Annotated in this window: 22 protein-coding genes; 13 read left to right on the top strand and 9 right to left on the bottom strand. The window is 32.3% G+C overall.

The genetic code is table 11. The features are described from left to right. Position 1 precedes the first annotated feature (1 nt). From RC62_RS21995 to RC62_RS22030, 8 genes are all read right to left on the bottom strand, one after another. Positions 2-322 carry a cytochrome c gene (locus RC62_RS21995; protein ID WP_055098487.1) on the bottom strand — a complete coding sequence of 107 codons (321 nt, stop codon included), beginning with the start codon at positions 320-322 and terminating at the stop codon, positions 2-4. Between the two features lie 97 nt (positions 323-419). Further along, complete coding sequence (locus RC62_RS22000) at positions 420-1,352, bottom strand: peptidylprolyl isomerase (protein WP_055098488.1); 933 nt, start codon at positions 1,350-1,352, stop codon at positions 420-422. A gap of 59 nt (positions 1,353-1,411) precedes the next feature. Continuing rightward, on the bottom strand, positions 1,412-2,542 hold the full coding sequence (locus tag RC62_RS22005) for an MFS transporter (protein ID WP_245176862.1): 1,131 nt from the start codon (positions 2,540-2,542) through the stop codon (positions 1,412-1,414). Between the two features lie 142 nt (positions 2,543-2,684). Then, complete coding sequence (locus RC62_RS22010; RefSeq protein WP_055098490.1) at positions 2,685-3,035, bottom strand: cupin domain-containing protein; 351 nt, start codon at positions 3,033-3,035, stop codon at positions 2,685-2,687. A gap of 55 nt (positions 3,036-3,090) precedes the next feature. Further along, a complete protein-coding gene (locus RC62_RS22015) occupies positions 3,091-3,963 on the bottom strand; it encodes a sugar phosphate isomerase/epimerase family protein (protein ID WP_055098491.1) in 873 nt (290 codons plus the stop codon). Positions 3,964-4,014: 51 nt separating this feature from the next. Further along, the gene (locus tag RC62_RS22020; protein ID WP_245176863.1) at positions 4,015-4,551 is read right to left on the bottom strand and encodes an NADPH-dependent FMN reductase; all 537 of its coding nucleotides are present in this window, start codon (positions 4,549-4,551) and stop codon (positions 4,015-4,017) included. Between the two features lie 6 nt (positions 4,552-4,557). Continuing rightward, complete coding sequence (locus RC62_RS22025) at positions 4,558-5,466, bottom strand: Zn-dependent protease (protein WP_055098493.1); 909 nt, start codon at positions 5,464-5,466, stop codon at positions 4,558-4,560. Positions 5,467-5,740: 274 nt separating this feature from the next. After that, positions 5,741-6,073 carry a hypothetical protein gene (locus tag RC62_RS22030; RefSeq protein WP_245176864.1) on the bottom strand — a complete coding sequence of 111 codons (333 nt, stop codon included), beginning with the start codon at positions 6,071-6,073 and terminating at the stop codon, positions 5,741-5,743. Positions 6,074-6,317: 244 nt separating this feature from the next. On the opposite strand from RC62_RS22030, the gene trmD reads away from it, so the two are divergent. Both trmD and rplS read left to right on the top strand, forming a co-directional pair. After that, positions 6,318-7,001 (top strand): tRNA (guanosine(37)-N1)-methyltransferase TrmD, encoded by a 684-nt coding sequence (gene trmD, locus RC62_RS22035; RefSeq protein ID WP_055098495.1) that lies wholly within the window; start codon positions 6,318-6,320, stop codon positions 6,999-7,001. 273 nt (positions 7,002-7,274) lie between these two features. Then, positions 7,275-7,625, top strand: a complete 351-nt coding sequence (gene rplS, locus RC62_RS22040; RefSeq protein ID WP_055098496.1) for a 50S ribosomal protein L19 — start codon at positions 7,275-7,277, stop codon at positions 7,623-7,625. A 687-nt stretch (positions 7,626-8,312) separates the two neighbouring features. Here the strand turns inward: rplS and RC62_RS22045 are convergent. Continuing rightward, complete coding sequence (locus tag RC62_RS22045; protein WP_055098497.1) at positions 8,313-8,726, bottom strand: helix-turn-helix domain-containing protein; 414 nt, start codon at positions 8,724-8,726, stop codon at positions 8,313-8,315. Between the two features lie 400 nt (positions 8,727-9,126). Here RC62_RS22045 and RC62_RS22050 point away from each other — a divergent pair, with 400 nt between their 5' ends. The 11 genes from RC62_RS22050 (at position 9,127) to RC62_RS22095 (ending at position 22,873) form a co-directional block, all read left to right on the top strand. Beyond that, on the top strand, positions 9,127-11,349 hold the full coding sequence (locus RC62_RS22050; protein WP_055098498.1) for an NADP-dependent isocitrate dehydrogenase: 2,223 nt from the start codon (positions 9,127-9,129) through the stop codon (positions 11,347-11,349). A 328-nt stretch (positions 11,350-11,677) separates the two neighbouring features. Beyond that, a complete protein-coding gene (locus RC62_RS22055; protein WP_055098499.1) occupies positions 11,678-14,059 on the top strand; it encodes a TonB-dependent receptor in 2,382 nt (793 codons plus the stop codon). A gap of 37 nt (positions 14,060-14,096) precedes the next feature. Then, a complete protein-coding gene (locus RC62_RS22060) occupies positions 14,097-14,918 on the top strand; it encodes a DUF4249 domain-containing protein (RefSeq protein WP_055098500.1) in 822 nt (273 codons plus the stop codon). A 7-nt stretch (positions 14,919-14,925) separates the two neighbouring features. Beyond that, positions 14,926-15,408 carry a GyrI-like domain-containing protein gene (locus RC62_RS22065; protein ID WP_055098501.1) on the top strand — a complete coding sequence of 161 codons (483 nt, stop codon included), beginning with the start codon at positions 14,926-14,928 and terminating at the stop codon, positions 15,406-15,408. 43 nt (positions 15,409-15,451) lie between these two features. After that, positions 15,452-15,892, top strand: a complete 441-nt coding sequence (locus tag RC62_RS22070; RefSeq protein WP_055098502.1) for a DinB family protein — start codon at positions 15,452-15,454, stop codon at positions 15,890-15,892. A gap of 218 nt (positions 15,893-16,110) precedes the next feature. Continuing rightward, on the top strand, positions 16,111-16,569 hold the full coding sequence (locus RC62_RS22075) for a RidA family protein (RefSeq protein WP_055098503.1): 459 nt from the start codon (positions 16,111-16,113) through the stop codon (positions 16,567-16,569). 143 nt (positions 16,570-16,712) lie between these two features. After that, the gene (locus RC62_RS22080; protein WP_055098505.1) at positions 16,713-17,375 is read left to right on the top strand and encodes a thiamine diphosphokinase; all 663 of its coding nucleotides are present in this window, start codon (positions 16,713-16,715) and stop codon (positions 17,373-17,375) included. Positions 17,376-17,519: 144 nt separating this feature from the next. Further along, a complete protein-coding gene (gene rlmF, locus RC62_RS22085) occupies positions 17,520-18,482 on the top strand; it encodes a 23S rRNA (adenine(1618)-N(6))-methyltransferase RlmF (protein WP_055098507.1) in 963 nt (320 codons plus the stop codon). A 343-nt stretch (positions 18,483-18,825) separates the two neighbouring features. Next, a complete protein-coding gene (locus RC62_RS22090) occupies positions 18,826-21,210 on the top strand; it encodes an outer membrane beta-barrel family protein (protein WP_055098508.1) in 2,385 nt (794 codons plus the stop codon). 137 nt (positions 21,211-21,347) lie between these two features. Beyond that, positions 21,348-21,506 carry a hypothetical protein gene (locus tag RC62_RS22950; protein WP_157472609.1) on the top strand — a complete coding sequence of 53 codons (159 nt, stop codon included), beginning with the start codon at positions 21,348-21,350 and terminating at the stop codon, positions 21,504-21,506. A gap of 77 nt (positions 21,507-21,583) precedes the next feature. Then, positions 21,584-22,873 (top strand): radical SAM/SPASM domain-containing protein, encoded by a 1,290-nt coding sequence (locus RC62_RS22095; RefSeq protein ID WP_082421348.1) that lies wholly within the window; start codon positions 21,584-21,586, stop codon positions 22,871-22,873. Positions 22,874-22,883: the final 10 nt, after the last annotated feature.

The raw sequence follows: 22,883 nt of genomic DNA on the forward strand, positions 1-22,883 counted from the left end.
TTTATAATTGAGAATTTATATAATTTGATATTGACGCTATTTGAGTATCGTCTAACTTTGCTTTTTTCTGCATTCTTGTCAAAATTGGTTTCCACTCTTCCTGAGTAAATTTCTTTGCCTCATATAATTTATGGCATCTTCCACAACTGTTTTCATACAAGTTTTTAGCCTCGGCTAATTCAGGTGTTAATGGTGCAGCTTTTGCAGTTTCAGTTATTGGAGCGGCAGGTGTTTCTGTAGTTGCAACTGCAGCAGACTTTTGAGTTCCGCAAGAAACTACAAACAATACCACAGCAGCCAGAATTAAGATTTTTGATTTCATTGTTTTTCTTTATTTGATAAGTAAATATAAAAAAATCCCATTCGCCGTGGCAAATGGGATTATAATTTAAAACAATACTAAATTGTATTTAATATCCTTATTTTACTTCCATTAATTCTACATCAAAGATCAAAGTTGCGTGTGGAGGGATAACTCCTCCTGCACCAGATGCACCATATCCTAAATCAGACGGAATTACAAAACGAGCTTTATCTCCTACTTGTAATAAAGCAATACCTTCATCCCATCCTTCAATAACCTGACCTTGTCCTAATCTAAATTCGATTGGTTTTTTACGTGGGTAAGAAGAATCAAAAACTTTTCCGTTTTCTAAAGATCCTTCGTAATGAACTGCAACTGTTTTACCAGCTTCAGCTTTTTTACCATCACCTTTATTAATCATTTTGTAACGTAAACCACTTTCTGTTTTATCAAAACCAGCAGCCAATTGTTCCATTTTTGCTTCAGATTCTGCTTTTAAAGCTGCATCTCTTTTTAGACGGGCACCTTTTAAACCTACAAAAGCTTCGATAGCATTAAATTTTTCTGCTTCTTCTCCAACTCTTAAAATTTCTACACTTTGCAAAGCATCTCCCTGAGCAACTGCATCAACGATATCCTGACCTTCGATTACGTGACCAAATACAGTATGTTTTCCGTCTAACCAAGAAGTTGGAACGTGCGTAATGTAAAATTGAGAACCATTACTTGCAGGTCCTGAATTTGCCATTGCTAAAACTCCTGGACGATCGTGTTTTAAACTTGGGTGAAATTCATCATCAAATTTATATCCTGGATCTCCGGTTCCTGTTCCTTTTGGGCAACCACCCTGAATCATAAAATCAGGAATTACTCTGTGAAATGTTAAACCATCATAGAATTTTTGTCCTTGAGGTTTTACTTTATTTTCCATATTCCCTTCTGCAAGAGCTACAAAATTCCCTACAGTTCCCGGTGTTAAATCGTGTGTTAGTTTTACTAAAATCGAACCTTTACTAGTGTTGAATTTAGCATATATTCCGTTTTCCATGTTGTTATTTTTTATTTGATTGCAAATTTACAAATTAATTTTAAATCAATTTGTGGTTTCTATTTTTTAGATTTATATGTAAGTCCGTAAACTGTAAATGCCAATGCTGACAAGCCAACACAACCAATAGTTACTGCATGCCATCCTCCTAGTTTCCATAGTAACAATCCGTAAGCTGATCCGGCTGCTGTTCCTAAAAAACTAAACGACATAAATACCGTATTTAATCTGTTTCTGGCTTCCGGAAGTAATGAATATACTCTGGTTTGGTTTGAAATATGAACTCCCTGAATTCCTATATCAATAAAAACAATTCCAATCGCAATTCCGATTACGCTTTCTATTGAAAAATAAAAAATCAAAAAGCTTATTAAAATAAGTAAACAACCATAACCCACAGCTACTCTTGAACCTCCTTTATCCCCCATTTTACCAACTAAAGGCGCTGCTAAAGCTCCTGAAGCCCCTACAATTCCAAATAAACCAATTGTGGCACTACTGTAATGAAAAGGTTCTCCTGAAAGCAACAAAACCATTGTAACCCAAAAAGCACCAAATTGAGCAAAACTAAATACATTTATCAGTGTAGCTTCACGTAAAATTGGCTGTGTTTTTATAAGTGTAAAAAGAGATTTAATTAACTGTCCGTACGACCCCTGAAACTGCGGTTTGTTAACTGGAAATTTATTCTGAATTACAAAAAAGATCAAAAGACAAATTCCTGCCGCAATATAAAACATCGACCTCCAGCCTAAAACCTGACCAATGAATCCGCTTAAAGTTCTGGAAAGTAAAATCCCAACAAGTAATCCGCTCATTATGGTACCAACAACTTTACCGCGTTGTTCCGGCGCACTTAATGAAGCCGCCAAAGGCAAAATAAGCTGCGGAACTATTGAAGTGATTCCGATTAGTAAAGAAGCAATTTGTAAAAGAAAAAAACTTTTAGCCGTAGCGGCAATAATTAATGCTATCACTGAGGCAAAAGTGGTCATTAAAATTTGCTTTTTTCGCTCGATTTTATCTCCTAACGGAACCATAAAAAATAACCCAATTGCATAACCTGCCTGAGTTAAATAAGTTATTGTTCCCGCATTGGCTTCCGGAATCTTAAATTCGTTGGCAATTAAAACAATTAAGGGTTGGCAGTAATACAGATTTGCAACTATAAGTCCAGTGCAAGCTGCCATAAATAAGACATTCGTTTTGGATAAATTCATCTGGCAAAAATACTATTCTAATTCGTACGAAAACTTTAAAAAAAGTATAAATTTTATAAAATCATAACCACAATATATCTTTATTATAGTAATTATACTGGTTTTTAAAATATTATGACGGCATAAAATCTTCACGAATCGGACTGAATACATCTGTCAAAAGTCCACTTTCTAAACAAACAACTCCATGAATCGCATGAGGCGGAATATAAAAACTGTCGCCCTCTTTCAGGGTTTCAGTAACACCATTTATGGTAACATCAAATTTACCGCTTGAAACATAGGTTACCTGAGTATGATAATGTTCATGCAAAACACCAATTCCGCCTTTCTCAAAATGAACATTTACTAACATTACTCTATCATCATATGCTAATATTTTACGTTTTATTCCTTCACCCACTACTTCCCATTCGATGTCATCACCTTTTAGAAATTCTTTACTTGATCCAAAACTCTTCATATCTGTTTTTTTTATTGAATTTATTTAAAAATATATTTTTAGGCGGTTTTTATTTTCAGATCAAATTTTTAGAAATAAAATCACAACTCCTTTTAATAGATTCAAAGGGATTTGGGTCATAATTATTTTCCTGTTCCACAAAAAAATGCTTCATTCCGGACTTTTTCAATGCTTCAAAAATAGTTTTAAAATCAATTGTTCCTGAACCTATTTCTGTATTCAAAGCAGGATTTTCTTTATCCATATCTTTAACATGCCACATTTTAAAACGACCGGGATTGTTTTCAAACAATTGTAGTGGATTATTTCCTGAACGAATTACCCAGTATAAATCCAATTCAAAACAGACTAAGTTTTTATCCGTTTCTTTTAGTAGAATTTCATAACCTGTGATTCCTTCATGTTTTTGAAACTCAAAATCATGGTTGTGATAAGCCAGTTTTAAACCCGCATTTGCACACATTTTTGCAGCTTCATTTAGTCGGGCAGCAATTTTTTTATAATCCTGAATATTTTTTCTAAAAGGTTCATCAACCCACGGAATCGTTAAAAATTCGCTTTTTAACATTTTAGCTGCTTCGATGGCAGCAATCAGTTCTGTTGTATTTCCATCATACAAAAAACTTCCTAGGTTATAATGTCCGCTTACTGCTTTAAGTCCGTTGTTATCTAATACATTTTTCAATTCGATTGGGGACAATCCCCAAAACTGATCTTTTATAGAAAAACCATATGTTTCAACTGTAGTAAAACCTGCTGCTGCGACTTTATCTAAAGTCGACTTTACATTTTTAGCAATCTCATCTCTTAAAGTATACAATTGCAAACCTATTTCTTTTTTATCCATAGTAAAGGCTAATGATGGCAAAGCCAGAACTGCAGTAGCAGCGAGGCTCGTATTAATGAGAAAGTTTCTACGTGTTACCATTTTACATTTTAAAATAGAAAAGTAAAACTAAACTTTTTTACTACACTTTTATCAGATGCTTAAAAATTGATTCTCAAAATTATGAATAAAATCTTGTAAAGCTTTAAAAGTAGATTCGTTTACAATTTTTCCGTCGTCATCAATTTTACCCCGAATTCCTTGTATCAAAAGCAAACTTTCGTCGGTATAATGACTTCCCAATGTTTTCATTATTAAAATTAATTGTTCTTGCGCCATTTCACCAGAAGCCGAAGCTGTAATTAATCCTGTCTTTTTATTTGAAAAAACAGTAGTTGAAACACACCATTCTAATGCATTTTTTAAACTCCCCGGCAAACTAAAAACATATTCGGGAGTACAAATTATAATTCCATCAGCATTTTTAATTTTATTTCTAAAAGATATAACCTCTTCAGGAGGATTTTCATTGTCCAGATCCGGATTAAAATGAGGCAATTGATCCAAGTTTTCGAATATTTCAACCTCAAATGAATTTTTAATTTGTTGAGAAATAAATCTGAGAATTTTATAATTACTTGAATTCTTTCTCGTGCTGCCAGTTATGGCAAGTATTTTTATTTTTTCCATTTTCATTTATTGAATAATTTCAATATCCTTTTTCATCAAATCAAAACCGTCAATTAAATCATTCTTTTTAAAATATTTTTCTAAATCACTTAATCTCTTTTTATTATCATATGGTATACAGGAATTGAGTTTTCTTTGACAAACAGAACATAATCTTATCGAATGCATGTCAGTTTCTTCCATACTATTGGTACCATTCATAACGCAGTTTGCATTTATACAATGATGCAGGCCAAACATATGTCCTATTTCATGAGAGCTTATTTTAAGCAATCTTGATAAACACAGATTAAAATTTTCAGAAGTTAATTCTCCATCCTGTAATCTATAAATGGAGCTCACACCTACTTTATCGCGATAAGAAGCCAGACCAAAAACATAATTCCATTCTGGCTTAGGATACAAATCCAGTTCTGAAAGTCCCATTGAAGCAATCCTGTTTAACGGTTTTTCTTCTTTTAAAATATCATTTAAAAGATAACCCGCCAATAATTGCTCATGACCTTCTGCAGTCATTCTTCTGGCAGAATTTGGAACTACATTATTAGAAATTGGGGCTAAAGTTTTGGTTTTTAATTGAAAGTAAATTTCTAAATACTCATTGGTGAGTTGAATTTGTTTCTTTTGTAAAGAATTGAAATTCCCGATAGGTCGAATGTAAATAATATTCGCATCGGTTGTGGGAACAATATGTTTAGACCTAAAATATTGTTCAAAAGTTTGGCATTTTTCTTTATGAGAGAACAACCAATCTCCATAAACAGGTTCAGCCAATTTAACGTCATTACTTTTAATTTGTTTAAAATATGACGCCTCTTGAGGAATTTCTTTTAGGATCTTTCCTGGTGTTTCTTTTACTTTTTCTTTATTACAGGAAGAAAATAATATAAGGAGAAAGAGGATTATTTTTTTCATTTGCTTTTAGTCTGTTTTTAAAAACTAATTTTAAATTAATCCTTAAAAATAAACTTTTCATCAAAATTTACCTCATTTTTTTTAAGAAAGTCATGATATTCTTTCTAAAAGTTTTCTTCTTGTGATATAGTTTTTGATTATAAATATTATTAACCACTGCAACTAACTTGTGACTACAGGATAAAAGTCCATAACCCACATTTCCAGCTAAAAGTTAGCGATCCTATGAATTGCAATAATGTTTAGTTCATAAGAAAAAAAGAAAACCAATAATTTATTTTACGGCAATTTCCTGAGGTGTATGCTGCTGTGTATCTGTTTTATAAGAATAAATCTTTCCCTCCTTATTTATGTATATATATCTATAATTCCAATAATTGGGTCCGGCTATTCTTGAACCTTCATTATTATTAGCATTTTCATAAACCTGCTCTCCATAAATAAGTATTTCTCCTTGTTCAGCATTATTTAAGGTTCTTATTGGAGTTCCCCAACTTTTTATTAGACTTTTCTTTGATTGTCCAATCCAATTATCGTTTGAGTTTTTAGTACTTGCACAAGAATGCAACACCATAATTGCAATTAAAAAAAGTATCTTCTTCATCATAATAGTCAATTTAAAAATTATTTTTTTGTAAAAATTTCACATTATAATATTAATTGAAAATCAGCCGCATAAATTTACATGAAAAAAATTATTTCTTATATAATTTCTACTCATTTTATTACATAACAAGCTGTTAAACAGATACATTAACTAAAAATCTTATTAAATATATGAACTTATAAATCTTTAAATTTCTCAAATATTAACTTTGTATCTTTGCCAACTGAACTATTGAAGAAAAAAAATGCGAATTGACATTATAACGATTTTGCCTGAATTATTAAGAAGTCCGTTTGAGGCTTCGATTATGAAACGTGCCATAGACAAAGGTCTTGTCGAAGTACATTTTCATAATTTACGTGATTACACTACAAACAAACAAAAAAGCGTCGACGATTACCCTTTTGGCGGAGGTGCCGGAATGGTGATGACCGTTCAGCCAATTGATGCTTGTATTACACATCTAAAAACCGAACGTGAATACGACGAAATTATTTATATGTCACCTGACGGGGAAACGCTGAACCAAAAAATGGCCAATACAATGTCGATGTATGAAAACATTATCATTTTATGCGGACATTATAAAGGTGTAGATCAGCGTGTTCGTGATCATTTTATTACTAAAGAAATTTCGATTGGCGATTATGTTCTGTCTGGAGGAGAACTGGGAGCTTTAGTTTTATCTGATGCTTTAATCAGACTTATCCCTGGTGTTTTAAGTGATGAAACATCAGCATTGACAGATAGTTTTCAGGATAATTTACTTTCAGGACCTATATATACAAGACCCGCAGATTATAAAGGATGGAAAGTTCCTGATGTTTTAACCAGCGGTCATTTTGCTAAAATTGACAAATGGCGCGAGGATATGGCGTATGAACATACAAAGAACAGACGTCCGGATTTACTGGAAGGACAAGATTAGTTTTCAGTCGCTGTCGCAGTTTTTACTGAATTTGATTGCCATATAATTAGTTTTCAGTCGCAGTCGCAGTTTTTACTGAATTTGATTGCCGGATAAAAACTGAGACTGAGAATAAAAACTGAGAGTAACAATCTTTTTATCAACAACTTAAAATAATTTATAATTTACAATTTATAATTCATAATTATTTTCTACATTTGCACCCGAATTAGACTAACCTCTGGCGAGATCCGTGAATGTTGCTCTATATAAAAACCATAATTACAAGATATCATGGCAGATTTAATGAAATTCGTTCAAACCGAATTAGTTGCTAAAAAAGATTTCCCTGTTTTCGGAGCTGGAGATACTATCACAGTTTACTACGAAATTAAAGAGGGTGAAAAAACAAGAACTCAGTTTTTTAAAGGAGTTGTTATTCAAAGAAGAGGTTCTGGTAACACAGAAACTTTTACTATCCGTAAAATGTCAGGTGCAATTGGAGTTGAGCGTATCTTTCCAGTAAACTTACCAGCTTTACAGAAAATTGAAATCAACAAAAAAGGAGCTGTACGTAGAGCTAGAATTTTCTACTTCAGAGAACTTACTGGTAAAAAAGCTAAGATTAAAGATAAAAGAAGATAATCATTTATCGATTTGTTATAAAAAAGCTCGTTTCATTTATTTGAAACGAGTTTTTTTTATGTCTTTTTTTTAAAATTTTCAGGAGCTAATCCCGCACACGAGCCTGAAAGTGCGAACTGGCGAAGCAATTCACTTCAATCTTTTGTGGCTCCCGAAGCCTCGGGACCGGAACAAAAGGATTTCCTCCCGACACTTCGGGACTATCGGGGCTAGGGCAATCGTTTTCATAACAATATTTTCGCTGAGTTTGTCATTTCGACGAAGGAGAAATCTTCGCAAGAAACTCGACAAAAATTGGCGACAATATTGAACACGGATGACGCCGATTCGCCTTGCGAAAACACAGATTAAAACGGATTTTATCTGCTTAATCTTGTCATTTCGACCGAAGGGAGAAATCACACTAGAAACTCCACAATCAAAATCTCCAATCTTTGCCGAATCCCGCGTGTGATTTCTCGTTCCTCCAAATGACAAGATTGTGGAGATAATTACGCTTAATAAACAAATAATTTCTTGTTTAACCGTTTGCGTGAGGGATAGAAGTGGAAAGCCCACAGCCTGACGAAGGAAGTGCGAGGACTTGCAGCGAATAGCCCGACCCTTGTGGTCACGCCCAAACTAAAAAAAAATAAAAAAACCGACACTCATAAGCATCGGTTTGTATTTTAAGGAAATATTGGTTTTCTATTTATTCAATAGTTTTTCTAAATATTCGATTTTGTCTTTTTCAGATTGTAGCAAACGTTCGTAAAGTTTTTCTTTTTCCTGATAAGTTTCAATTAATTTATCTAATGGATTGAAAGTACAATTATTATTATGTCCCAAATGACCGTTATTAATACTATTATCGTGGAAAGTATTAAAATAGCTAATCATATTTTCTTCTGAAAAATTTTTAATTGCTTCAACACTTACTCCCAAAGCTTTTGCAACTTCGGCAAGTTTTTCATCATCTATAGTTTCACTGTTTTCAATAGCCGATATAGTTTGTTGGCTCATGCCTAAAGCCTGTGCCAAAGCTTCTTGTTTCATATCTCGAAGTTCACGAATACGGCTAATTTTTCGCCCTATATGATTTGGTTTTGTAAGTGTGCTCATAATTCAAAGATAATGATTAAGCATAATATTAAACAACAAGTAAAAAACATATTAAACAATGTATCTCACATTTGTTATATGTCTTATGCATTTTAGCCAAAAATACAACTTTTCATACAAAAATAATCAAAGCTAAAATGTTTTTATACAACTTTAGCGTTTTCATTTTTCGAAATGTTCTGCTTTTACTTAAGATTCATCAAAACTGTAATTTTTTAATACCAAAATCGCCAATTTAGCAATTAAATGAGTCCGAAATAACAATCTGATAATTTCAGCATTTCTCATCAAAACTACACCGTTTTCGGACTGTTTTTATTATATTTGCTCCGCTCATTCTGAGCCGACTATACCTTTTACATCGCCATTTCCTGGCGATACGATTATAAAAAAAAAAAAAATGACACAGAATTCAAAAATTTATTACACCTTAACTGATGAGGCGCCATTGTTAGCGACTTATTCTTTTTTACCAATTGTTCAGGCATTTACTGCTACGGCAGGTATTGCAATTGAAACTAGAGATATCTCTTTGGCAGGTAGAATTTTATCAAATTTTCCTGAGCTTTTAACTGATGCTCAAAAAACCGGAGATGCTTTGGCAGAATTGGGTCAATTAGCAACACAACCTGAAGCTAATATCATCAAATTACCAAACATTTCAGCATCTGTACCACAATTAAAAGCGGCTATTGCTGAATTGCAATCTCACGGGTACAAAATCCCTGATTTTCCGGAAGATCCTCAAAATGATGCCGAAAAAGATGCTAAAGCAAAATATGCTAAAGTTTTAGGTTCTGCAGTAAATCCGGTTTTACGTGAAGGAAACTCTGATCGTAGAGCGCCAAGAGCGGTTAAGAATTTTGCAAAAGCAAATCCGCACTCAATGGGTGCCTGGTCTGCTGACTCAAAAACTAAAGTTGCTTCTATGCCAAACGGTGATTTCTACGGAAGCGAAAAATCACTTACAGTTGCTGAAGCTAATGATGTAAAAATCGAATTTGTTGCAAAAGACGGTACAACTACTGTTCTTAAAGCAAGTACTCCATTAAAAGCTGGTGAAATAATCGACAGCTCGGTTTTAAGTGTAAAAAAATTAAAAACTTTTGCTGCTGAAGCAATTGCTGAAGCAAAAAAAGACGGTGTTTTACTTTCTGTGCATTTAAAAGCTACAATGATGAAAGTTTCAGATCCAATTATCTTTGGCGCTATCGTTGAAGTATATTTTGCTGATCTTTTCAAAAAATATGAAACTTTATTTACTGAATTAAACATTGATACAAGAAACGGTTTAGGCGATATCTATGCAAAAATTGCCGGAAGACCTGAACAAGCTGAAGTTGAAGCTGATATTACGAAAGCTATCGAAAACGGACCAGCTCTTGCAATGGTAAATTCTGATAAAGGAATTACAAACTTACACGTTCCGTCTGACGTTATTGTTGATGCTTCTATGCCGGCAATGATTCGTACTTCTGGACAGATGTACAATAAAGAAGGAAAACAACAAGATACTCTTGCTGTTATTCCGGATCGCTCTTATGCTGGAATTTATACTGCAACTATCGATTTTTGTAAAAAACACGGTGCTTTTGACCCTAAAACAATGGGAAGTGTTCCTAACGTAGGTTTGATGGCTCAAAAAGCAGAAGAATACGGATCTCATGATAAAACTTTCCAAATGAAAGGTGACGGAGTTGTTCGTGTTCTGGATAACAAAGGAACAGTTTTAATGGAGCAAAACGTTGAAGCTAATGACATTTTCAGAATGTGTCAGGCTAAAGACGCTCCTATTCAGGACTGGGTTAAACTTGCTGTAAACAGAGCGCGTTTATCTGATACTCCTGCTGTTTTCTGGTTAGATGAAAACAGAGCACATGACAGAGAATTGATCGTAAAAGTTCAAAAATATTTAAAAGACCACAATACAACAAATCTTGATATTCGTATTTTAAATCCTATTGCTGCAACTGAATTTACTTTAGACAGAATCATCAAAGGATTAGATACTATCTCTGTAACAGGAAACGTTTTACGTGATTATTTAACTGACTTATTCCCAATTTTAGAATTAGGAACTTCGGCTAAAATGTTATCAATCGTTCCGTTAATGAATGGTGGTGGATTGTTCGAAACTGGTGCCGGAGGTTCTGCTCCTAAACACGTTGAGCAATTTACTGAAGAAGGATATTTACGTTGGGATTCATTAGGAGAGTTTTTAGCTCTTGGTGCTTCTTTAGAGCATTTAGGACAAACTTTAGACAACTCTAAAGCAATTGTTTTATCTGAAACTCTTGACGAAGCTAATGACAAATTCTTAGCAAACGATAAATCTCCTGCTCGTAAAGTAGGACAAATTGATAACCGTGGTTCTCATTTCTACCTTGCTTTTTATTGGGCACAAGCATTAGCTGCTCAAAATAAAGATGCAGAATTGAAAGCAATCTTTACTCCAATCGCTGCTCAATTTGAAGCTAACGAAGCTAAAATCGATGCTGAACTAATTGGTGCACAAGGAAAACCTCAAACTCTTGGTGGTTATTACCAACCAACTCCTGAGTTAGTGAGCAAAGCAATGCGTCCAAGTGCAACATTTAATGCAATTATTGCTGAAATAAAATAATAATAAAATTTGATAAGGATATCAAATAAAGACGCACCGCTGTGCGTTTCTATAGAGAAACCTTTGACCCTTTGAGCCTTAAAACCTCAGAGCCTTTATAAAAAAAGACAACTTTAAACAGTTGTCTTTTTTTTTAGAATACTAATTTCAGGTTTGGTTTTAATAATTATCAAAACACAACAATAAGAAACTGAATTAGTTTTAAAGTCTAAAAAAATAAAAACTCTAAACCTGTAACAAATAGAAGGTATTCTTAACTAATGTTTAACAATCTTTCTATGAAAATATTTAGTAAGAATTGTTAACTATGTGATTCAAATACAAGACAATGATTACAAAAAAAATTGGCCTTCTTTTTATCTTCCTTTTCACAACTTTGACTTCATTTGCTCAGGAAAAATTTACACTTAGCGGCACGATCACTGATTTTAAAAATAATGAGACCTTAATTGGTGTCAATGTTTATATTCCGTCCTTAAAAATTGGAACTACAACCAATGAATATGGATTTTATTCGCTTACTGCTCCTCAAGGTGAATATGAAATAGAGATTAGTTATGTAGGCTACAAAACCATTGAAAAAACAGTTTCTCTAAATCAAAACACTAAAAATAATTTTGCCATAAACGAAAGCGGTGAAGAACTTCAGGAAGTTATTATTAAGGATAACAGAGGTAAAATCAATATAAAATCGCCTGAAATGAGTGCCAATAAACTTTCTATTGCCACCATAAAAAAAATGCCGGTAGTAATGGGCGAAGTCGATGTTCTAAAATCTATTTTGTTACTTCCTGGTGTTACAAATGCCGGCGAAGGAGCTTCAGGATTTAATGTTCGCGGCGGCGGAGCTGATCAAAACTTAATTTTGTTAGACGAGGCAACAATTTTTAACTCTTCTCATGTCTTTGGATTTTTCTCTGTTTTTAATCCTGATGCTATCAAAGATTTAAAATTATATAAAGGCGGAATTCCCGCTCGCTATGGCGGAAGAGCTTCATCTGTACTTGATATTTATCAAAAAGACGGAAACAGTAAAGAATTTCATGTAAATGGAGGAATTGGTTTAATCTCCAGTCGAATTCTTGCCGAAGGTCCAATTGTAAAAGACAAAGGTTCGTTCTTAATTGGCGGAAGGGCATCGTATGCACATTTATTTTTAAAATTGTCAGAAGACCAAAAAGATAACTCGGCTTATTTTTATGATTTAAACACAAAATTAAGTTATAAACTCGATGATAATAATAGTTTGTATTTATCCGGTTATTTTGGCCGTGACGTGTTTAGCCTTAATAAAAGTTTTACAAATACCTACGGAAATGCAACCCTGAACTTACGTTGGAATCATTTATATTCTGATAAATTATTTGCAAATTTATCGTTGATTTACAGTGATTACTATTATGGTCTCGATTTAGATTTTGTAGGTTTCAAATGGGATTCCGGAATTAAGAATTACAATATCAAATACGATTTTAAAAACTATATTTCAGATAAATTCAAATTAAACTATGGCTTAAACGGAATTTACTACGAATTTAATCCCGGAACAATCAAACCAAGCAATGAGACTTCAGGAATTAATCCGGATCAATTAGATAAAAAATATGCCTTTGAGCCCTCTGTTTATATTGAAGCAGAAAACCAGCTTTCGAAAAAAATTACAATTTCTTACGGGTTGCGTTATAGTTTATTTTATCGTTTAGGTGCTTCGACAATCAATTATTATGATAATAATGAAACCGTTATTTTCAATAGTGAAATGCAGATTTATGAAAAAGCGACACCAACATCGACTAAATATTTTGGCAAAAATAAACAAATCCAGAATTACAACAATTTAGAACCTCGTTTTTCAGCCTCTTATCAATTAAATGATGATCAGGCAATAAAAGCGAGTTATAACCGAATGGCACAGTATCTTCAATTGATATCAAACACCTCATCACCTACTCCGCTTGATGTCTGGATGCCAAGTGATAATTATATCAAACCTCAAATTGCAGATCAGGTTGCGTTGGGTTATTTTAAAAATATAAATAATGGTGCTTATTCTGTAGAAGTTGAAACCTATTACAAAAAAATTCAAAACAGATTAGATTATATCGATGGTGCAGATTTAATTGCAAATGATGCCATCGAACAGGTAATCCTGAACGGAAGAATGCGTTCTTACGGGCTGGAATTTATGCTCAAGAAAAACGAAGGTAAATTTAATGGCTGGGTTTCATATACTTTATCAAAATCAGAACAGCAAACTCCAGGAAGAACTCCTGAAGAAACAGGCATTAATAACGGTCAATGGTATAGTTCTGCTTATGATAAAACTCATAACTTAGCGGTTACATCAGCTTATAACTTAAACGAGAAATGGTCTTTTGGTGCCAACTTCGCTTTGCAATCCGGTCAGCCTGTTACATATCCTAACGGTCAGTACGAATATTTAGGAATTACGGTTCCCAGTTACGGGCAAAGAAATGAAAACCGCTTACCGGCGTATCACCACTTAGATGTTTCGGCAACTTTGACACCCAGAAAAAATAAAGATCGAAACTGGAAAGGAGAATGGGTTTTCAGTATTTACAATCTTTATAATCGTCATAACGCGGCTTCTATCAACTTTCGTCAAAACGTTGATACAGGCGCAAATGAAGCTGTGCAAACCTCAATTTTTGGGATTGTTCCTGCTGTTAGCTATAATTTTAAATTTTAAAAAACACTTTCTGTAAAAAGAAAACAAAAGATATATCATGAAAAAAGCATCCTTATTAATTGTACTTTTCTTATCGATTTTCTTCACAAGTTGTGAAGAAGTTGTCGATGTTGATCTTGATACCGCTGCACCAAAATTAGTGATCGAAGCTGCTATAAACTGGCAAAAAGGGACTGCAGGAAAACAACAAACTATAAAACTAACGACCACAACAGGTTATTTCGAAAATGTAATACCAACCGTTTCCGGAGCAACAGTATACATAAAAAACAGTCAAAACGTACAATTCAACTTTATTGAAGTCCAAAAAACAGGAAGATATGTTTGTACTAATTTTATTCCCGTAATCGATGAGAACTATACTTTAACGGTAATTAATAACGGAATCACTTATACAGCTACTGAAACAATGAAATCTGTAGCACCAATAACCCGAATAGAGCAAAATAATGAAGGTGGTTTTACAGGAAAAGATATTGAAACCAAAGCCTTCTTTAACGATCCGGCGGATATAGATAATTTCTACTTGTTTAAATATGTCTACTCAAATAAAGTTACCTCAACCTATTATGTTAGTGAAGATAAATTTTTTCAGGGAAATGAATATTTCAGTTCATCAGATGATGATGATTTAAAAATTGGAGATGAAGTAGAAATGACACATTACGGAATTTCAAAACAATATTACAATTACATGAGTATTCTGGTGAGTATTGCCGGAAGTAATGTTGGCGGACCTTTTCAATCACCACCGGCAACTGTAAAAGGAAATATCATCAATATGACTGATAAATCAAATTATCCGTTAGGTTATTTTTCGCTTAGCGAAATCGACATAAAAAAATATAAAATTCAATAATCACTACATGGAACACAGAATTGAGATTTTATCCGAGAAAAAACTAATTGGTAAGTACATTATAATGTCATTTATCGAAAACAAAACTTTTCAATTATGGAGTTCTTTTATGCCAAATCGAAAAGACATTAAAAATTCAATTGATTCTAATTTATATTCTCTTGAAGTTTTTCCTGATGGTCATTTTGATAATTTCGAACCAGGCAATTCTTTCGAAAAATGGGCAGCAGTTGAAGTCACTGATTTTGATGAAATTCCTTCAGAAATGGAACCTTTAGTAATTCCAACCGGATTATACGCTGTTTTTATTCATAAAGGCCCACAAAGTGAAGGTCATAAAACCTATCATTCTATTTTTGTAGAATGGCTTCCCAATTCAGAATATACTGTAGATGAAAGACCTCATTTTGCTGTAATGGGAGCGCAATACAAAAAAGAGCATCCGGATTCTGAAGAAGAAATCTGGATTCCGATAACAAGTAAAAATTAACTTTATCACAGATTTCAATCTGTCAAAAAAAAATAAAAACACTATGCTAATCGAAACCTTAAAATCACTTTTTAACAGAGATCTCAACAAATTAAAAGTTGAAATCGAATCGTACCAAAATGAAAGTCAGATTTGGGAGATTGACAAAAACATTTCCAATTCGGCAGGAAACCTCTGTTTGCATCTTATCGGGAACATCAATACTTATATTGGCGCAGAAATTGGAAAAACCGGATATGTTCGGGATCGTCCTTTAGAATTTTCACTAAAAGATATTCCAAAATCAGAATTAATAGCTAAAATTGAAGCAACAATTATAGTGGTAAATGACGCTTTTGATATTCTAAACGAAAATGATTTAGAAGATATCTATCCACAAATTGTTTTCGAAAAAGAAATGACAACAGGTTACTTTTTAGTGCATCTTGCAACACATTTAGCCTATCATTTAGGACAAATCAATTATCATAGAAGGTTGGTTTAGTCGCGGTTTACAGTCGCAGTATTCAGTCGCAGTATTCAGTCGCAGTATTCAGTCGCAGTTTGCAGTCACAGTTTGCAGCAAATAGTGAGACTGTAAACTGAGATTGAGACTGCCACTGCGACTGAAAACTGAAAACTAAAAACCCCTCAACATATGTAATGGTTTAGGAATTAGAATTAAGCAAACTTTGCAAATAATTAATTTAAAATTCCTAAAACATGAAACACTTCATTTTTACCCTATTTTCTCTTTTTGCCTTTACTGCAAAAGCACAGACTTTTAAAAATCCTGAGTCATTATTCGACCCAACTCCTTATGGTTTCAGTCATGCATCATCAGTTTCGACTCCGGGAGAATTTGTTTTTATTTCCGGACAAAGCGGTGGATTAGGAAAAGAGCACATTCTAAGCAGTGACTTTAGAGAACAAACACAAGTTGCCTTAAAAAATATTGTAACAGTTTTGGATAGTTACGTTTTAAAACCGGAAAACATCATGAAAATAACGATTCTAATCGTAAACCATTCACCGGAAAAACTTAAAATCTGGAACGAAGAAATTAGAAAAATCTGGAAAAACAAACCTTTTCCGGCAAGTACATTAATCCCGGTTCCTAAACTAGCCATCGACGGAATGTTAATCGAAGTTGATGCAACGGCTTTTAAAGCAACAAAATAAAAAAAATTACCATTAAGACATTAAGTTTCATTAAACAATCAACTTAAATATCTTAATGGTAAAAAAGTCTAAAAATCTAAAATCTAACCTCTACAATCTTATCCTTTCGTACATTTGCAGCACATTTCAAACCAAAAAACTAAATGTCTTCACATCATATTGTACGCGACGATCAGGAACCAGCTTTAATTATTGCAAACGGAGCAGCCTGTAATCCTGAATTATTAGGACAATTACTAGAATGGTCACCGCTTGTTATCGTACTCGATTCTGCTATAGAAAGAGTTATACCTTTAGGCATAAAAGTCGATGTACTTTTGGGAGACTTTGATCGTGGTTTTGATCCTGAAATCTACAAAACATCACAATATCCTATAGAAATTGTACATACTCCGGATGAGGATAAAACAGATTTAGAGAAAGCTTTTGATTATTTGATCGCCAGAAAAATCCCTGCCGTAAACGTAGTCTGGGCGACCGGAAAACGGGCAGATCATACTATTACAAACCTTACTAATATTGTTCGTTACCGCAATTTGCTTAAAATTGTTATTCTCGACGACCATTCAAAAATATTTTTATTACCCAACAAATTCGAGAAATGGTATACCGCAAAAACACCAATTTCATTGATTCCAATTGGGGTTGTAAATGGCATTTCTTCTGTCAATTTACAATATCCGCTTAATAATGATACCTTAACCATTGGTTATAGAACCGGCAGCAGCAATGCAGTTCTTCAGGATGGTTTGGTAAGTATCACACATACAAATGGGGACTTGCTGTTAATGGAATGTATGGATTAGAAGCTATTCCTGCTGTACGCTATATCTTTTCCCGGTTAAAGAAACCGGAAAAAGGATGCCGCTTCCATCAGGGCTAGGGCAATCGTTTTCATAATTACCTCTTTCTCCAAAAGGAATGACTATCTTTGCACGGAAATTTACAAAATGAAAGCAACAGACAATTCCGAAAAAAATAATTTACATCCTCGAAATCTTCATCGTTCCCGTTACGATTTTGAACTTCTTATCGCGAATTGTCCTGAGCTAAAAGCATATGTTGCGATAAATATCCACGGAATTGAAACAATTGATTTTAGTAATCCAATGGCTGTAAAAGCGCTTAACAAAGCCTTATTGCAAACCTATTACGACATACAAAACTGGGATATTCCTAAAAATTATCTTTGTCCTCCCATTCCCGGAAGAACAGATTATATTCATTATCTGGCTGATTTACTTGCCGAAACCAACAACGGAATCATTCCGCAAGGATCTTCAGTATTAGGTTTAGATATAGGAACCGGTGCTAATTGCATTTATCCTATTTTAGCAAATGCTATTTACGACTGGAGTTTTGTTGGAACTGACATTGACGAAAAAGCGATTGAAAATTGCAGTAAAATTATCGAAGCGAATCCAAAATTAATTGATGCGATAAGTTTACAACAGCAAACCGAATCCCGCTTTATTTTCAAAAATATTATCACACCTGAAGATCGTTTTACTTTCACAATGTGCAACCCTCCTTTTCATTCTTCTGCCGAAGATGCAAATCAAAGTACCGTTCGTAAAGTTTCGAACTTGACAAAGGAAAGAAAAAAAACAAATCCTGTATTAAACTTCGGAGGTCACAATGCCGAATTATGGTGCGATGGCGGCGAAATTGGTTTTGTAACTCAAATGATTTACGAAAGTTCAAAATTTGCAATGCAATGTCTGTGGTTTACTACTTTGGTTTCAAAAAGAGAAAACCTTTCCAGCATTTACAAAACATTAAATAAAGTAAATGCTTCTTCAATAAAAACAATCGACATGGCTCAGGGTCAAAAAAACAGCCGTATCGTTGCCTGGACTTTTCTAAGTGAAAGCCAGCAAAAGGCTTGGAAGTTTGAAGACATGTCTATTTAATTCTTATACTTCTCTGTTTTTTTGTTAAATATCACCTACAATTCTCACGATTATAAGGTTATTTTTTATTTAACGTAATATTTTTCTTTAAAAAAATTAAAACATAGTAAATTTTACTTATGTTTGTTATTCAGTTATGCACTGAATTTCTTTAGAAGTCAACTTTAAAAGTTGCAAATACCACCATCTTATCGAAATTAATAATGGAACTAACAAATTAGTTCCATGTTATGTTCATTTATATATGTTTTTAAATCATATAAAAATGTAATACTGTCAATTACATCTGTAATCAGACAAACTTTTTTTTACATAAAAATTAATTAAACGAATCAACCCACAGATGAAAAACGTATTTATCATATTGCTTTTGATACCATTTTGTGGATATTCACAATATAAAATATCAGGAAAGTTGGTTAATGAAAATAATTCTCCAGTAGAATATGCAGAAGTAACTCTTCAAACATCAAATTCTATTTCCTTACACTCTGAACTTACCAATAAATATGGTGAATTCAACATAAATAATATTAAGGGAGATAATTATGAGCTTTCTATAAAATATTTTTCACAAAATGTTTATTCTCAATTTATTATAATCGACAATAATTTAGATTTAAAGACTATCAATCTTAATATCGGAATATCCCTAACAGGAGTAATCCTTGAAAATAAAAAATCACTTATTGAAAATAAAGTAGACAGAATGGTTTTTAATGTTGAAAATTCTGTGGCGGCAACCGGCGGCAATGCCTTAGATGCTTTAAAACTTACCCCTAGAATAAAAGTTCAAAATGATGAAATATCAATGATTGGCAAAGGCAGTATGCTTATTATGATAAATGATAAATTAGTTCAATTTTCAGGTGAAGAATTAGCAACTTACCTCAAAACCCTTAATGCAAGTGATTTAAAAAAGATAGAAGTACTATCAAATCCTCCTTCAAAATATAGCGCAGAAGGTAATAGTGGTATAATAAATATTGTAACAAAAAAAACAAAAAAAGATGCTTGGGATGCCTCTTTAAGGACCATTTACCAACAATCTACATATGCAAAAACAAATAATGGCGGGAGCTTTAATATACAAAAAGGGAGAGTACAAGTAAACTCTGGTTTAAACTACATTAATGGATCAAATGCTCCTGAATATACTAATCAAATTTATTACCCTTCTCTTACTTGGGAAAAGGTAAACAATCGTCGGGATTTTTCTAATCTTCTTTCTACAAAATTAGGAATGGAATATAAAATTAATGATAAGCTTTCTACAGGTTTTAATTACAATTTCGTAAGTAATAAGCCTCTCAGGAAGGAAATTGGCAAGACGAATTTATTTGATTCCCAAACCAAAGCTCTTGATTCTATAATTAAAACTATCAGCAGAGGCAATTACGAAAAAACAACAAGCACTTTAAATTATCATATCGCCTATGATATAGATAGTATTGGCAGAAAACTTTCGATAGATTTTGATTATTTTAATTACAAAAACATAGCAAACAGATTTCTAAAAACACAAACCTTTTTACCAAGTAATGAACCTATTGAAAATAATCTTCTTGACGCACGAAATTATGGATTTCAGGATATTCAAAATTATGCTGTAAATATAGACATGGTGCATCCAGGCAAATGGGCTGAATTTAATTACGGAGGCCGAATATCATTTACTAATACTAATAATTATTTCAACTATTTTAATATTAAAAGTAATATAGAAGAAATCGATTCTGGTCTTAGTAATGAATTCATTTATAAAGAAAACACTCAAGCTGTATATTTTAGCGCTGAGAAAAATCTAAGTGAACAATGGAAAACTAAAATAGGGATAAGATATGAATTTACACAAACTGAAGGTTTGTCCAAAACAGTTATTCAAAGTAACAGTAAGAGTTATGCCAGGCTTTTCCCGACATTCTTCTTATCCTTTACTCCTAATGAAAATCATTCCTTTAGCGCCAATTATGGCAAAAGAATTAAAAGACCGGGGTATAGTTTATTAAATCCCTTTAAATATGTCTCTAATCTTTATTCTTACTCAGAAGGGAATCCTTTTTTACAGCCTTCTTTTACAAATAATATTGAATTAGAATATGCTCATAAAAGTAATCTGATAACTAAAATCTATTTTTCTCATACTAATAATAATTTTGACCAGGTTACTATACTAGATGAAATAACCAATATTGAAAAAATTATTCCTTTAAATTATATTACTAATAAAATGCTGGGAATTAATCAAACATTCATTTTTAAGCTTTCAAAATGGTGGAATATCAATACTTCAGTAGACGTATACTATAGTAGTACAAACTCTACAATACCTGTAACCTTGCAATATTTAAAAGGATGGAACGGAGAATTTAACATTTCAAATGATTTAACCTTAAATAACAACAAAACAGTAGTATTTAATACAAATGTGTGGTTCATTACAAAAGGCGTAAATAATTTAGACTATAATTCAAATGGAATCCAGGTCGACACATCTTTTAAATGGCTTTTACTAAATAAAAAATTAATTATTAGTCTAAACTTAGAAGATATTATTAACCCTAAAGGCATAAAGTATACATCCTATTCTAATGGAATTAAAAATTCATTCAGAAATTACAATGATGACCAATGCTTTAAACTAGGTATTATTTACAATTTTGGAAAGAAAATTAATGTAAATAAAAGAGAGTACAAAAATCAAGAAGAACAAAATAGAATTGATTAAGAATTGATATTTCAAGTACGCTGTAGTTGCAAATACAGAGGAAAGAATTCAATATAAATTGTTTGCAAACAACTACCAATTAAGAGTTTTATGTAGTAAAAGATAACTCAATCTATTAATGTAAAAATAAAATTAGTATGAAAAAATTAACATTATCTAAGCTAGTAGAATCTAAAGGAATTTTAACTGGAGGCTTTACAACACTTACTCCAAAGCAACAAGCAAAATTAAAAGGAGGAGCTGACAATTGTGACTGTACAAATAAAAAAAATTGTAAAGTTAAAGAAGCAGATTAAGCTCAATGAATAATTATATCTAATACATAGTTGGGTAGAAAATAATCTACCCAACTATCCAAATAAAACAAAAAATTATGATCATTAGTCAGTTTAACACTTTTTTCTATCATGAAGGTTCAATGATAGGATACAATGCTTTATCAAATGAATTTATTATTCTGGAATTAGAATTATTTGAACTTTACCAAGCTGCTATTGCTGAAAAAAAAATTTCAGAATTAAATGACATACACCCTGGCTTTTATAAACATATTAAAGATAAAGGTTTTATTATTAATAAAAATACAGATGAAATTCAATCTGTAAAAAAATTAGTAGCCTCTATTGATCAAAATGATAAAATCTATGAATTAATTATTAATCCCACAATGAACTGTAATTTCAAATGCTGGTATTGTTATGAGACTCATATAAAAGATTCGAAAATGTCATCATCAATAATAGAAAATGTCATCTTATTTATAAAAAGCATTTTAGAAAACAATAATTTAAAACAATTTCATCTAAGTTGGTTTGGTGGTGAACCTTTACTTTATTATGATAAAACTATTCTTCCTATACTAGAAAAAATCTATCCATTAATAAAACTTAAAGGAATTGAGTTTTCATCAAATTTCACAACCAACGGATTACTTGTAAATCAAAAAATTCTAACAGATTGTAATCTGTTTGGGGTTAATCATTTTCAAATAACTCTGGATGGCCACAGGGAACGTCACAATAAAGTAAGATTTGTGAATAAGGAAAGAGGATCGTACGATGAAATAATCAACAATATAAAATTGATATTGAAAAACAAAATAAATGTTACTGTAAGATTAAATATTTCAGAAGAAACTTTAAATGGTAAGATTACCGAAATAATTAAGGATTTTTCAGATTTGACTTCTCAACAGAGAAAGCTTTTAAATTTTTCATTTCATAAGGTATGGCAAGAAGAAAAAAATATTGAAAATGAAATGTCTAAAATTATTGATGAATTTAAAATAAATAAATTATCAACACAAACAATAGATGAAGTAGATCATGTTAGAAACTCTTGTTATGCTGATAAAAAAAATCAAGCAACAATAAATTACAATGGAGAAGTATTTAAGTGTACTGCCCGAGATTTTAAATCAGAAAATAAAGAAGGCATTTTACAAGATAATGGATCTATTTTATGGAATGAAAAATATTATCAAAGAATGAATGCTAAATTTAAGAACCAACCATGCATAGAATGTAAAATATTACCTATTTGCAATGGTTCTTGTTCACAATTGTCAATTGAAAGTAAAAATGAGGAATATTGTATTCATGATTTTGATGAAGATAAGAAAACAATGGTTGTTAAAAATATATTTTTAAATGCATTAAACTAATTTGAAAAGA

It is taken from the genome of Flavobacterium aquidurense (assembly GCF_001404985.1).
GTDB lineage: Bacteria > Bacteroidota > Bacteroidia > Flavobacteriales > Flavobacteriaceae > Flavobacterium > Flavobacterium aquidurense_B.

Excerpts from the sequence above, each read along its gene's own strand:
- RC62_RS21995 (WP_055098487.1), bottom strand. The coding sequence starts at position 322 with ATGAAATCAAAAATCTTAATTCTGGCTGCTGTGGTATTGTTTGTAGTT.
- RC62_RS22000 (WP_055098488.1), bottom strand. The coding sequence starts at position 1,352 with ATGGAAAACGGAATATATGCTAAATTCAACACTAGTAAAGGTTCGATT.
- RC62_RS22005 (WP_245176862.1), bottom strand. The coding sequence starts at position 2,542 with ATGGCAGCTTGCACTGGACTTATAGTTGCAAATCTGTATTACTGCCAA.
- RC62_RS22010 (WP_055098490.1), bottom strand. The coding sequence starts at position 3,035 with ATGAAGAGTTTTGGATCAAGTAAAGAATTTCTAAAAGGTGATGACATC.
- RC62_RS22015 (WP_055098491.1), bottom strand. The coding sequence starts at position 3,963 with ATGGTAACACGTAGAAACTTTCTCATTAATACGAGCCTCGCTGCTACT.
- RC62_RS22020 (WP_245176863.1), bottom strand. The coding sequence starts at position 4,551 with ATGGAAAAAATAAAAATACTTGCCATAACTGGCAGCACGAGAAAGAAT.
- RC62_RS22025 (WP_055098493.1), bottom strand. The coding sequence starts at position 5,466 with ATGAAAAAAATAATCCTCTTTCTCCTTATATTATTTTCTTCCTGTAAT.
- RC62_RS22030 (WP_245176864.1), bottom strand. The coding sequence starts at position 6,073 with ATGATGAAGAAGATACTTTTTTTAATTGCAATTATGGTGTTGCATTCT.
- trmD (WP_055098495.1), top strand. The coding sequence starts at position 6,318 with ATGCGAATTGACATTATAACGATTTTGCCTGAATTATTAAGAAGTCCG.
- rplS (WP_055098496.1), top strand. The coding sequence starts at position 7,275 with ATGGCAGATTTAATGAAATTCGTTCAAACCGAATTAGTTGCTAAAAAA.
- RC62_RS22045 (WP_055098497.1), bottom strand. The coding sequence starts at position 8,726 with ATGAGCACACTTACAAAACCAAATCATATAGGGCGAAAAATTAGCCGT.
- RC62_RS22050 (WP_055098498.1), top strand. The coding sequence starts at position 9,127 with ATGACACAGAATTCAAAAATTTATTACACCTTAACTGATGAGGCGCCA.
- RC62_RS22055 (WP_055098499.1), top strand. The coding sequence starts at position 11,678 with ATGATTACAAAAAAAATTGGCCTTCTTTTTATCTTCCTTTTCACAACT.
- RC62_RS22060 (WP_055098500.1), top strand. The coding sequence starts at position 14,097 with ATGAAAAAAGCATCCTTATTAATTGTACTTTTCTTATCGATTTTCTTC.
- RC62_RS22065 (WP_055098501.1), top strand. The coding sequence starts at position 14,926 with ATGGAACACAGAATTGAGATTTTATCCGAGAAAAAACTAATTGGTAAG.
- RC62_RS22070 (WP_055098502.1), top strand. The coding sequence starts at position 15,452 with ATGCTAATCGAAACCTTAAAATCACTTTTTAACAGAGATCTCAACAAA.
- RC62_RS22075 (WP_055098503.1), top strand. The coding sequence starts at position 16,111 with ATGAAACACTTCATTTTTACCCTATTTTCTCTTTTTGCCTTTACTGCA.
- RC62_RS22080 (WP_055098505.1), top strand. The coding sequence starts at position 16,713 with ATGTCTTCACATCATATTGTACGCGACGATCAGGAACCAGCTTTAATT.
- rlmF (WP_055098507.1), top strand. The coding sequence starts at position 17,520 with ATGAAAGCAACAGACAATTCCGAAAAAAATAATTTACATCCTCGAAAT.
- RC62_RS22090 (WP_055098508.1), top strand. The coding sequence starts at position 18,826 with ATGAAAAACGTATTTATCATATTGCTTTTGATACCATTTTGTGGATAT.
- RC62_RS22950 (WP_157472609.1), top strand. The coding sequence starts at position 21,348 with ATGAAAAAATTAACATTATCTAAGCTAGTAGAATCTAAAGGAATTTTA.
- RC62_RS22095 (WP_082421348.1), top strand. The coding sequence starts at position 21,584 with ATGATCATTAGTCAGTTTAACACTTTTTTCTATCATGAAGGTTCAATG.